The organism is Saccharothrix syringae, assembly GCF_009498035.1.
Taxonomy (GTDB): Bacteria; Actinomycetota; Actinomycetes; order Mycobacteriales; family Pseudonocardiaceae; genus Actinosynnema; species Actinosynnema syringae.
In genome coordinates this window covers 3,401,325-3,413,036 of the sequence record NZ_CP034550.1, presented here as the reverse complement: position 1 = coordinate 3,413,036, position 11,712 = coordinate 3,401,325, and the positions used below count along the sequence as shown (strand labels likewise).

Genomic DNA, 11,712 nt, shown 5'->3' with positions numbered 1-11,712 from the left:
CAGGTGGTCGATCGGCGCGGCGAGCGCGGTCTCCGGTGCGGCACCACCACGCGGCCCGGTTCCGCTACGAGGAGGGGGCTGCCGCCACCTGTCCGCGACGGGGTCACCACGATGGAGTGCCCACCGGATCGTGCGATGTCGGCGTCCGGCGCCGCGCCGCGAGATTCAGCCGTTCTGATGGACGGCCCACCTGTGCGGGTGCTGTGGATTGCCACGGCGCCGGCGGCGAACCCAGACTTGGGAACGCAACTGGCGGCGAGGTCCGGATCGGGGCGGCACATGGTGGTGACCGGCAGCCACCCGACGGGGCGGCAACCGGACGAGGTCCGCGTGGAGCGGCGGCGCCTGTTGCTGGTGCACGTGCGCATCGCCGCCGTGTCCCTCGGCGTGCTCATCGTGCTCGTCGCGTTGAGCACGGTGCCCGCCACCGCCGTGCTCGGCACCGCACTGCTGGTCGCGGCGGCGGCGACGGCCTGCGGTGCGCTGACGGGTTTCCTGTTCGGCATCCCCCGCATCCCGGAGGACCGCGCGCAACGCGGCGACGGCACGACCGCGCTGAGCGCCAACACCAACCTGGAGCAGATCTCCGACTGGCTGACCAAGATCCTGGTCGGTGTCGGCCTGGTGCAGGTGGGTGCGATCGGGGACGCGGCGGGACGGCTGGTCGACACGATCGCCACGGCGTTCCAGCCGGCCAAGCACGCCACGGTGCTCGCGGGGGCGCTGGTGGTGCTGCCCACCGTGCTGGGGTTCCTCGTCAGCTACATCGGGGCCCGCACCTGGCTGATGGAGATGTTCACCGAGTTCGACGGGGGGATCGCCTCGTTCGTGCGCAGCCAGGTCAACCAGGCCCTGGCACCGGTCCAGGCCGAGGTCGACCAGGTCCAGCAGGACCAGCGCGCCCTGCGCGAGCTCCTGGCCGTGGTGGACGCGCAACTGGACTCCCGCGGCCCGGAACCGCGCCTCGACACCCTCGCCGACCTGCTGGCCAAGGCGACACCGGCGCAACGCGAGTACGCCTTCCGCAGCGTCACGAAGGTGCGGCGCTCCCCGTCCACCGACGACCTGGCCCGACGCCGCACCATCCCGGTGCTGCGGGCGCTGGTCGACGCCGACCCCGGCCGCTACGCCTACCGCGCCGAACTCGGCTCCGCCCTGGCCGACGTCGGCGAGCACCACCGCGCCCTCGCCGAGCTGGACCAGGCCATCGCCCTGCGCGGCGCACCCACCAAGTCCGACTGGTTCGAGTTCCACCGCGCCCGCGCCCGTCTCGGCACCATCCCGCCCACCGCGACCCCGGACCCGGAGACCGCGGCCCTCCTGCGCGACGACCTCGCCGTGGCATGGCGGAAACCCAGCTTCCGCGCCTACCTCACCCAGGTCCTCACCAAGCACGCCGACAACCCCGAGCACCAGGTCGCCGAGCGGATGCTCCCCTACCTGCCCCCCGACGTCGATGCGACCACCCACGACAGCCGGTAGCGGCGGAGCCCCGTGCCCCGGTCGCTCCGACCGCTCCGACCGGGGAACCGCCGGCGGTCGGGGTGTGCCGACGCCTAACCAGCCGGTTCGTCCGACAACGGCTCGGCCGCCAGGTAGACGCAGTAGAGCGCGCCTTGGAACGCCCGGACGGCCGGGGTGCTCAGGGCCTTCATCGGCGTGTCGTGGGCCGCGCTCCAGCCCAGGCTGTTCGTGGCGCTCCACCGCAACCGCACGCCGTCTTCGGCGCGGTGGAAGCAGTACAGCAGGTCACCGTACACGCACAGCGCGGGATCGAGTCCGCGCGTCGTGCCGCCGAACCGGTAAGGCGGGCTCCACGTGGAGGCCACGTAGGTCTGCCAGTACAAGGGGTTGTTCGCCGCCCCCGTGTCGTAGGCGCACCACACCTTCCCCCGGTATGCGGTCATCGTCGCCCGCGACCGCAGTTCCGAGATGCCCGGCTCCGCACCTCCGGGCTTCGGCAGCCCCGCACACGCCCCGGTGACCCGTTCACGGCAGGACAGGCCGGTGCCCTCGCCGACCCGCGTCGGCTCGACGACCGGTTCCCAGTTGGTCGTCGCGTTCACCGGCGTGGCGTACAGGCCCACCCGCCCGTCGACGAGCTCGGCCTCGACGTACAGATCCGGTCCGGTGAGGGCCACGCCGTTCAGCAGGACCGCTCCACCCGGCGGTTCGATGCGCTCCCCCCTTCCCCAGGAGCCACCTCTGGCGAATTCGTACTTGTCGAGCGCCAGTCGGCCCCGTCGGACCACGACGCAGTGGAGCGCGTCGTCGTAGACGCGCAGGGCAGCGGGGACCGGCGCGGTCGGATCGGCCGGGATGAACCAGGGCTCGGCGCACGACCAGGAGTTCCCGTCGAACACCGCGAGCTGCAGTCCGACACCGGTCATGGCCGTAACGGTAAGCGGGTGCCGTCGGCCACGTCCCGGATGCGGCGCCCTGCCACACTGACGGGACGCGATGTCACCGGACGCGCGACGCCGGGCGATCCCGAACAGTCACCGCCCCGCAGGCCGGGTTCGGGAACGCCTCGTGGATGTCATCGCGGACCTCCCACCGGATCGGTAGGCGGCGGTGGGCCGCCTACGAGGGCCCGCACGTGCGATCCGTCGATCACCACCGCGACCGGTCCAGCGCGTTCGCGGCGTCCAACTCGGCGAGCAGGCCCTCGTGCGGTCGCTGCCGGACGCCGGCCTCGTGCCAGTCCCGCAACCGCTGGTCAACCTCGCACGACACCCTCGTCCAGATCGAGCACGCCGTCCGCTCCGGCGGCACCGGCGGGATCGCCGGACAGGCGATCCCGTTCACCGCATTCATCATCCCCGGCGGGGACCGCGGCCCCGTTCAGGCGTGGCTACGCCGGACACCGCGCAATGGATGTCTTCATTCCTCCCTGGCCGAGGTTGGCCGTGCAGGTGTCAGATGTCGTCTCGATCAAGGGTGAAGGAAACTTCGTACAGGCCCGGGTGGGCTTGCCCGAACGCCTTGTTGCCCTCCAGCATTCCCTGGGACTTCAAGTGCCGGATCACCCGCTGCGCGGCATCGTGATCCTCGCTCTGCGCGTAGTTGACGACGCGGGTGCCGTCCAGGCTGCGGTGGAGGCTGGCCGACATCCAGCCGGGTACCTCGCTGGCGATCCGGGCAGCACGGGCGAGGTGGTCGATCAGAGGCTGCTGGTGGTCTGGTTCGACGGTGAAGACGTTGATCTGGGTCACCGCTGAGCCAACACGAATGACGGGCATCGCTTCTCCTCTGCATGACGAGGTGAGAAGCCGAGACTCAACAGACAGGCAGCGTCAAGCCCCGGCTGCTCGCCGAGAACTTGTCGCGGGTCCGTCGCCGAGGCGACGAAACGGAGCCTCGTGTTGAGGGGGTCGGGCTTACCATTGCCGACCCAGGTCCTTTTCGACCGACGAAGGCTATCGGTTCCAACGCCGAAGGGGCTACCCGCATCCTGGCGCTGTGGTGACGATCACCCGGTGGCCCGATGTCGGAGTCCGGAGCTCACTCGGGTGCCGGTTGCCGATCGTGTCCGACTCCAGTCGGACCGTCGACCGCTCGGTGCACGTGGCCGCGGTCCCGGCCTCACCCGCCGGACCCGGTCCGGGCACTCTCTACGGTCGGGAACGAGCTGCCGGTGAGGTCCTCGGAGATCCGCCAGATGCGGCGGGCGTCGTCCTCGCCGCGCAGCGGCGAGTAGACGGCCTGCTCGGCCGGCGCGCCGGCCAGGTGCCCGAGGCCGCCGGGACCGTACAGGCGCCCGCCGTGCGCGTCCGGTGAGGTGGCCGCCAGCAGGGCCGGGAGCAGCGCGGTCTCGACCGTGCCGACGACGAGGCCGCGGCGCGAGAGGGCGCGGATGAGGCGCACGGCGGCGGTGTCCCGGGCCCGGCCGATCTCGGGGCGCGCGGCCAGCAGGCTGGTGGGCACGACGCCGGGGTGGGCGAGGGTGCTGGTGATGCCCCAGCCCCCGGCCCGGCTGCGCCGGTCCAGCTCCAGCCCGAACAGGCCGAACGCGATCTTGGACTGGCTGTACGCGCGACGACCGTGGTAGGACCGCTCCCAGTTCAGGTCGTCCCAGTTGATGGCGTTCTGGCTCGCGGCGACGCTGATCTGCGAGGTCACCCGGGCCCGTCCGGCGCGCAGCAGGGGCAGCAGGTGGGCGACGAGGGCGAAGTGCCCCAGGTGGTTGCTGCCGAACTGCAGCTCGAACCCGTCGGCGGTGGTCTGCCGGTCCGGTGGGGTCATCACGCCGGCGTTGTTGACCAGGATGTGGATCGGGCGGCCCTCGCCGCGCAGCGCGGCCCCCAGCGCGGCGACCGAGTCCAGCGACGACAGGTCGAGGTCCCGCAGGGACAGCACGGCGCCCGGGTGCCGCTCCTCGATCCGCGCGATCGCCGCCTCGCCCTTGCGGCGGTTGCGGACGGGCATGACGACCTCGGCACCGGCGGCGGCGAGACGGGCCGCCAGGCCCAGGCCGACGCCGTCGCTGGCGCCCGTGACGACGGCGAGCTTCCCGGAGAGGTCTGGAACGGTGATGTCCGGTCGCGTGCGTGCCATGTGCTGCTCCTCGGTCGGTGGCTGTGCCCCCAGGCTGCGCCCGATCCGCGGGGACATCCACGGTCTCCCGATCCCAGGCAGGCCGGTCCCACCCGGCGGCCCGGATGGGGGGATCGGTGATCCCAGGCAACCGCCCGGCGCCGAGGGCAGACTGGAACGGCACCGGGACCAGGGAGGAAGCAGTCGTGATCGACCGAGCCGGGCTCGCCGGGTTCCTGCGCCGCCGCCGGGAGTCGCTCCAACCCGAGGACGTCGGCCTGCCCCGCGGGCAGCGGCGCCGGACCGCCGGCCTGCGCCGCGAGGAGGTCGCCGCGCTCTGCCACATCTCCACCGACTACTACAGCCGGCTGGAGCAGGAACGCGGACCGCACCCGTCCGAGCACATGATCGCCTCGATCGCGCAGGGCCTGCACCTGTCCCTCGACGAACGCGACCACCTGTTCCGCCTCGCCGGGCACAACCCGCCCGCCAGGGGCGCGACCAGCGAGCACATCAGCCCCGGCCTGCTCCGCATCCTCGACCGGCTCGCCGACACGCCCGCCGAGATCGTCACCGAGCTGGGCGAGACGCTCCGGCAGACCCCGTTGGGCGTCGCGCTCACCGGCGACACCACCGGGTACACCGGCCCGTCCCGCAGCATCGGCTACCGGTGGTTCACCGACCCGGCCACCCGCGCCCTCTACCACCCCGACGACCACGCGCTGCACTCCCGCGTCTTCGCCTCCGGGCTGCGCAAGGTGGTCACCCTCCGCGGGCCCGGGTCGCGGGCCGCCCATCTCAGGGAACTCCTGCTCGCCCGCAGCGCGGAGTTCCGCGCCGTGTGGGACGAGCACGAGATCGGCGTCCACCACGACGGGGTCAAGCGCTACGTGCACCCGGAGGTCGGCGTCCTGGAGCTGACGTGCCAGACGCTCCTGGACCCCGAGCAGTCCCACATCCTGCTCGTCTACACCGCGGTGCCCGGCGGTGAGAGCCACGAGAAGCTGCGGCTCCTCTCGGTCATCGGGGCCCAGCGCATCGTCGCGCGGACGCCCCCGGGCACGTGACCGCCCTGACCGACGTGCGCGCCGGCCGCGGTCCCTCACCCGTCTGTTGTGGACGGTTGACCGCGTCGGGTGGCCGGGCACTTCTCATGCCACCTTGATGACGACCTTGCCCGACGTGTGACCGTTCTCGACGGTGGCGAGGGCGGCCGGGGCGTCGGCGAGCGGGTGGACCGCGGTGATCACGGGTTCGAGGAGGCCGTCGAGGGCCAGCCGGGCCGACCGCTCCAGGTTCTCCCGGTCGAGGCGGCGCTCGACGAAACGCCCACCGAGATCGGACACGGACACATCACCCACGGCGACGACGTTGTGGGGCTCCCGGGCCAGCGGAGCGACCGTCCGCAGCGAGGCGCCTCCGACCGTGTCGACGATCCCGTCGAAGCCGTCCGGGACCAGCTCGCGCGCCGCGGCGACGACGTCCCCGGCGGTGTAGTCGACGAACCGCACCCCGATGGCCTCGGCGTGCTCGCGCTTGGCGGTGCTCCCGATGCCGACCACCCGCAGCTCGCGCCCGGCGGCCAGCCGGGCGACGGCGAGGCCGACCCCGCCCCCGACGCCGTTGACCAGGACCGCGGCACCGGCCGGGAGGCCGAGCTGGTCGAGCGCGTCCACCGCGGTCGTCCCGGCCACCGGCAGCGTCGCCGCCACGGTCGCGGACAGGCCCGCCGGGATGCGCGCGGTGTTCGGCGCGGACAGCACCGTCGTCTCGGCGTAGGTGCCGCCACCGGTGAGCGCGAAGCCGAAGACCGCGTCACCCACCTCCAGGCCGTCGACGTCCTCGCCCAGGGCGAGAACGGTTCCGGCTGCCTCCATGCCCAGCACGCGGGGAAACGGACGCCCGCCGTCGAGCCCGGGGACCAGGCCCGAGCGCAGGAGGTGGTCGAGGGGGTTCACGCCGGCCACGTCGACCCGGATCAGCACCTCGCCGGGACCGGGGACGGGATCGGGACGATCGAACAACTCCTGCACCTCGGGCCCGCCATACCTGCCGAAACCCCAAGCCTGACCCATTTCCTACCGCCTCCTGCATTCCCGACCCGGTGATTCCGGGCGCTGTCGCCATCCTCACCTCTGACATCGGTGTCAGCGGCAAGCGGCTGAGGCGCAGGTCACAGCATCAGGCCGACCGTGCCGCCCGCTCCGGGGCCGTGGACAGCTCCGCCCGGTGCCGGCTGTTGGCCCTGATCAGCACGTCGAGCGCGTCCCGGGTCTCGACCAGGTGCGCGATCTCGGCGTCGATCCGGTCGCGCTCGCGCATCATCGCCGTGAACGTCTCCTCGGCGACGTCCAGGTCACCGGGGACGTCCACGCACGGCAGCACGGTCGCGATCACCCGGCTGGACAGGCCCGCGTCGAACAGCTGTCGGATGAGCGACACGCGCTGGACCGCGGCATCGGAATAGTGCCGCTGCCCCGCCTCGGAGCGCGAACTGGTCAGCAGGCCCTGCTCCTCGTAGTACCGCAGTGAGCGCGGACTCACGCCCGTGCGCTTGGACAGCTCGCCGATCCGCATTCCCGCGAGCCTACGCCCGCGTGCCCGAGCGACGACCGGGTCACCGCTCGCCGCAGGCGCTCAGGGCCAGGAGCACCGCGATGTCGGCCAGTGCGGGCGTGTCGTACAGCAGTGGCCGAGGTCCGGCCTGGTCGGGCCGGCTGCGGTAGCCGCCGTCGGGCTGTTGGCGGGTCACCAGGTAGTCCACGGCACGCCCCAGGGCCGCGGCGTGGTCGGGCGACGCGGCCAGTGCGACCACGGCGTAGGCGGTGCTGATCGGGTCGCTCGCATCACCGCGCTCGTGCCCCCAGCCGCCGTCCGGCCCCTGCGTGTCGACCAGGTACCGCCAAGCGCGCCGACGGGTGCCGTGCGCGGCCGAGCGCAGTGCGACGGCGGCATCCGGTGCCAGTGCGCCACAGGCCAGCGCGACCCGGAACAGGACGTTGCTCGCGTTGCGGCTCCACCCCCGTTCGACGACCTGCCGGGCGTCGACCACGAACCCGACCCCGCGTTCGACCGCGCCGCGGTGCGCGGGGTCGGGGGCGAGCGCGTTGACCGCGCCCGCGGTGATCGCGACCTCGGACGGGGCTCCCCGACCGAACGTCGGGAACCCGCCATCGGGGTTCTGTTGCGCGAGAACGTACTCCTCGGCCGCCAGGATCACGTCCCGGTGCCGTCGTGGCGCGAGGGCGCGGAGGAACTCGATGCCGTACGCGGTGTCGTCGACGTCGCTCTGGCGCACACCGACCGTGTAGCCGAACCCGCCGTCCGGGTTCTGCTGCGCGACCAGGCCGTCGGCCATCGACACCACCCTCGGCTCCTCCGGCGTGACGCGAGCGAGCGCGATGCCGGCGATCGCGGTGGCGAACACGTCCAGCCCGGTGATGAACGGCAGACCGCCGCCCGACCGCTGTTCGGCCGCCACCCGCAGCAGCGCGTCGCGGACGGCAGGCCGGTACACCGGATTGCGGCGCAGCGCGAACAGCCCCACCAGGCGCGTGAAGTGGCTCGCCTCCCACACCGGGCCCGGCCGCAGTGCCGGGCGCAGGCACGCCCAGTCGGCCTCGCCCGCGGTGCCCGGCGCGGTGATGACCTTCAGCGCGGACAGCTGCAACCGCACCCAACTCGCCTGGTGCCCGGCCTCGAAGACGGCCCCCGGCACGTCGCGGGGGTGTTCGGCCGCGCCGAGTTCGGCCAACAGGGTCCGGAACACCAGCAGTTTCCGGGCGGCGTGGTCCGGGCCGACCCGGGACAGCAGGTCCCGCAGCACCGGTTCTCCCGTGACGGCCTCGCCCAGGGCCGCGCGGCCCAGCGCGCACTGCAGCGGATCCGGCGGGTCGGAATCCAGCGCGGCCCTGAGGAAACCCCGCGCCGCGTCGGCCCGGTCCGGCGCGAGCCCTTCCCGGTCGAGCAGCGCCACCAGCAACGCCGACTCCAACACCCGGCTCGTGCAGGGTGCGTCGACCAGGCCGGTGGGACCGACCCGGTCCAGCACGCGGCGGGCGAGCCGGTCACGGCAGCGGTTCACGTCGGAACGCATCGGGGTGCTCCCGGAACAGTCGGCGCAGGACCGCGAGCCCGACGGCGACGAACGGCCGTGGCGGGCGGGCGAGGACCTCGGCGACGGACAGCAGTTCGTGGTGGTCGACCTCCGCCGGGTCGGGCCGGAGCCGGCCGCGGGCCTCGGCCAGGTACACCGCCAGGTGACACGGCCCGATCGGTGACTCCCGGCGCTCGCGCACCGCCTCGCGCAGCACCGGCCGGATGCCGAACTCCTCGGCCAGTTCCCGTTCGGCGGCCTGCCGGTAGCTCTCCCCGGACCGCACCGTGCCGCCCACGAGCACGTCGTGGTGGCCGGGGTACACCCCGGCGGTGCCGGGGCGGCGGTAGACGAGGACGCGATCCGCGCTGAGGACGACCGTCGCGGCCACCCGGTAGTGCAGACCGGCGTCGCGGGCACCGCCCCGCTGCCCCCGACCGACCACGCGGTCGTCGGCGTCGACGAAGTCGATCATCTCCATGACGAGGCGGCCATCCCGTCACCGTGCCGCGGTCGCCCGCGCGCGGATCGGTCCCGGGTGTGGACGACCGCTTCCACGCCGTCGCTCATGCCGGTTCCTCCTGGACGGGCGTCGTCCGGGCGGTTGCTGGTCGCGGAACCCGGCCAAGCGCCGCACGATGTGCTCGCGCGCCTGCCGGTCGGCCTCGAACCAGGCCAGGGCGGCGATCTCGTCCGGCAGCGGGGGCCGAACCCGGGTGTCCCGACACCGGTATAGCCGCTCCGACCAGCGGGTACAAGACCCGTCCCGACTTCGTGCGAGCCCAGCCGCGCACACCGGTCCTCGTGACGGCGCCGGGCGTTCCCGGCGAGTGCCCGAAGAGGTGAAACCGACAGATCGCCCCCTTCGGAAATGGAACGGAGCCGAATCGTTCCCGGTCCGCATTTGGACGACATTTCGGCAACCACGAAGTCACCACATGAGCTCGCAGTATTGCGGCCCGACCTGTCAAACCATGCCCTAGCATGCGCTTCACCACGGAGCACAGGGGGTACAGCTGTTCAAGCGGCAGCGCGGATCGGTGCGCAATGCGGTACGAGGCACCGTGCACGGCCCCCTGATACAGACAGGGGACGTCACAGGGTCGATCAGCGTGATCAACCAGTCCGCACGAGGTTTTTCCGATGTGCTGGCCAATACCGCGGAGTTGTTGGCGCACGCGGTGCACGTGCAGTGGCGCGACGAGGAAGAACGCAGACGTCTGCACGATCCCTTTCCACTACCGGTGCGGTGGCGACCGGCCGACGAACGGTTGAGCGATCACTGGGCCAATGTCGTGCGCACGTCGGGCGGTCGGACCGAGGAGCTCGCGGACCCCGGCGGTGATCTCGACGGGATCACCGCGTTCTACCGCGGGCTCCCGTCGGGACGCCTGGTCGTGCTGGGCAGGGCCGGGATCGGCAAGACGTCCGCGGCCGTGCGGTTGGTGCTCGGGCTGCTCGGCACCCGCGGCCGCGAGGAGCCGGTGCCCGTCCTGGTGAACCCGGGTGGTTGGGATCCTGGGAGCGCCTCGTTGCGCGAGTGGCTCGTCAACGGGCTGGTCCGGGACTACCCGGCACTCGCCCGACGAGCGCCTACCGGGGAGCCGCTGGCCGCGGCGCTGGTCGACGCGCGGCACGTCCTGCCGATCCTGGACGGCTTCGACGAGGTCGCGGCACCGCTTCGCGCGACCGTGCTGGAGGAGCTGAACTCCACCTCCGCCCCGGCCGTGATCACCAGTCGTGCCGACGAGTACGCGACCGCTGTCGCCGAAGCCGACGTGCTGACCCGGGCCGCGTGCATCCAACTCGTGGACCTGGGCGTGGACGACGTGGTCGCCTACCTCCCCCTCACCACCCGCAAGACCTCGGAGGGTGGTACCACCGCGTGGGAGCCGGTCCTCGAACGCCTGCGGAGCCGGCCCCACGACCGGGCCGCGTCCGTGCTCGCCGAGCTGCTGACGACGCCGCTGATGGTGTCGCTGGCCAGGACCGCCTACAGCGACACACCGGGTGAGGACCCGTCCGAGTTGCTGGACGCCAACCGGTTCGGAACTCGCAGACTGCTGGAGGAGCACCTGTTCGCCGGCTTCGTCCCGGCGGCCTTCCGGTCGGGTGCGAGTGCACCGCGGCACGACGTCGACCGGGTCCTCCGGTACCTCCGGGTCGCGGCCAGGCACTTGACCGACACGGGCAGGCAGGACCTGGCGTGGTGGCAGGTGGGAGACGCCGTCCCCGAAACCCTGCGCAGGTCGTGGCTCGCCGCGATCGCGGTGTCGGAGGTCTTCCTCGTGCTCGGCCTGTCGAGGGCTTTGATCGCGGTCGCGGGTGCGGACACCGGGTCCGCGGTCAGCGGCAACGTCCTCTTCGCGTGTTTCGCGGCGCTGCTGGCCGTCGTCGCCTACGGCATGCTCCGCAGACAGGAGCGCGAAGGACCGGCGGAACCGTCACGCCTGCGTTGGGGACGTCCGAAGTTCCGCGGCAGGCCGGAGTCGAGGGAAACGTTCATGTTTTCACACCACGTCTACAGCGTGGGGTATGTCGGCCTCCTGCGGGACGGACCAGCCCCGCTCGGCATCCTGTTCTACGCACTTCTGCTGGTCCTCCCCCTGCAGTGGTTCATGCCGCAGTTGCAGATCCCGATCGACATCCAGTCGGTGGCCGGGCCGACGAGGTCGCTGGCCATGGACCGGCGCAACGCCACGGTCCAGGCGATGGCGAAGATCGGGTTCCTCACCGCCCTGGTGACCCCCACGATCGCCCTCTTCGGCACAGCCACCACACTTGCCGACCTCAGTCTGATGGGCGCCGTGGCATTCGGGACAGCGGGCACCTCCGTGCTGTCCCTCCGCCGCGGCCTCGCCACCACGGCGTGGGGGCAGTGGGCAGCGGTGGCCCGTCCGTGGTGGGCACTGACGCGTCGAGCGCCCTGGCGGTGGATCGCCTTCCTCGACGAGGCGCACGCGCGAGGCGTGCTCCGCCGACAAGGAGCGGTCTACCAGTTCCGGCACCGCAAACTCCAGGAGTACCTGGCGCGCACCTACGACACCGGATGATCGCCGTGAGGAGACCGGAACTCCGGA

11 protein-coding genes are annotated in these 11,712 nt (G+C 72.4%); 3 read left to right on the top strand and 8 right to left on the bottom strand.

Going from position 1 to position 11,712, the window contains the following annotated elements; all coding sequences use genetic code 11:
* Positions 1-279 precede the first annotated feature (279 nt).
* Complete coding sequence (locus EKG83_RS15365; protein ID WP_033433194.1) at positions 280-1,482, top strand: hypothetical protein; 1,203 nt, start codon at positions 280-282, stop codon at positions 1,480-1,482.
* Between the two features lie 74 nt (positions 1,483-1,556).
* Here the strand turns inward: EKG83_RS15365 and EKG83_RS15360 are convergent, their stop codons facing one another.
* The 4 genes from EKG83_RS15360 to EKG83_RS15345 form a co-directional block, all read right to left on the bottom strand.
* Entirely contained in the window at positions 1,557-2,390 is an 834-nt protein-coding gene (locus tag EKG83_RS15360; protein WP_033433195.1) for a hypothetical protein, read from the bottom strand.
* A 223-nt stretch (positions 2,391-2,613) separates the two neighbouring features.
* Positions 2,614-2,808, bottom strand: coding sequence for a hypothetical protein (locus EKG83_RS49595; protein ID WP_211269173.1), 195 nt, complete (start codon positions 2,806-2,808; stop codon positions 2,614-2,616).
* Positions 2,809-2,918: 110 nt separating this feature from the next.
* Complete coding sequence (locus EKG83_RS15350) at positions 2,919-3,242, bottom strand: antibiotic biosynthesis monooxygenase family protein (RefSeq protein ID WP_033433196.1); 324 nt, start codon at positions 3,240-3,242, stop codon at positions 2,919-2,921.
* A gap of 343 nt (positions 3,243-3,585) precedes the next feature.
* The gene (locus EKG83_RS15345) at positions 3,586-4,557 is read right to left on the bottom strand and encodes an SDR family oxidoreductase (protein ID WP_033433197.1); all 972 of its coding nucleotides are present in this window, start codon (positions 4,555-4,557) and stop codon (positions 3,586-3,588) included.
* Between the two features lie 185 nt (positions 4,558-4,742).
* Here EKG83_RS15345 and EKG83_RS15340 point away from each other — a divergent pair, with 185 nt between their 5' ends.
* Entirely contained in the window at positions 4,743-5,603 is an 861-nt protein-coding gene (locus EKG83_RS15340) for a helix-turn-helix transcriptional regulator (RefSeq protein ID WP_033433198.1), read from the top strand.
* Between the two features lie 84 nt (positions 5,604-5,687).
* On the opposite strand, the gene EKG83_RS15335 is transcribed toward EKG83_RS15340, so the two are convergent.
* From EKG83_RS15335 to EKG83_RS15320, 4 genes are all read right to left on the bottom strand, one after another.
* A complete protein-coding gene (locus tag EKG83_RS15335) occupies positions 5,688-6,611 on the bottom strand; it encodes an NADP-dependent oxidoreductase (RefSeq protein WP_153278130.1) in 924 nt (307 codons plus the stop codon).
* Between the two features lie 106 nt (positions 6,612-6,717).
* Positions 6,718-7,113 (bottom strand): MerR family transcriptional regulator, encoded by a 396-nt coding sequence (locus tag EKG83_RS15330; RefSeq protein WP_033433200.1) that lies wholly within the window; start codon positions 7,111-7,113, stop codon positions 6,718-6,720.
* Between the two features lie 40 nt (positions 7,114-7,153).
* The gene (locus tag EKG83_RS15325; RefSeq protein ID WP_033433201.1) at positions 7,154-8,632 is read right to left on the bottom strand and encodes a prenyltransferase/squalene oxidase repeat-containing protein; all 1,479 of its coding nucleotides are present in this window, start codon (positions 8,630-8,632) and stop codon (positions 7,154-7,156) included.
* Positions 8,604-9,113 carry an NUDIX domain-containing protein gene (locus tag EKG83_RS15320; RefSeq protein ID WP_051766419.1) on the bottom strand — a complete coding sequence of 170 codons (510 nt, stop codon included), beginning with the start codon at positions 9,111-9,113 and terminating at the stop codon, positions 8,604-8,606. The genes EKG83_RS15325 and EKG83_RS15320 overlap by 29 nt, the downstream gene beginning before the upstream one ends.
* A 790-nt stretch (positions 9,114-9,903) precedes the next feature.
* Between EKG83_RS15320 and EKG83_RS15315 the strand changes: the two genes are divergently transcribed.
* Positions 9,904-11,685, top strand: a complete 1,782-nt coding sequence (locus tag EKG83_RS15315; protein WP_153278129.1) for an NACHT domain-containing protein — start codon at positions 9,904-9,906, stop codon at positions 11,683-11,685.
* Positions 11,686-11,712: the final 27 nt, after the last annotated feature.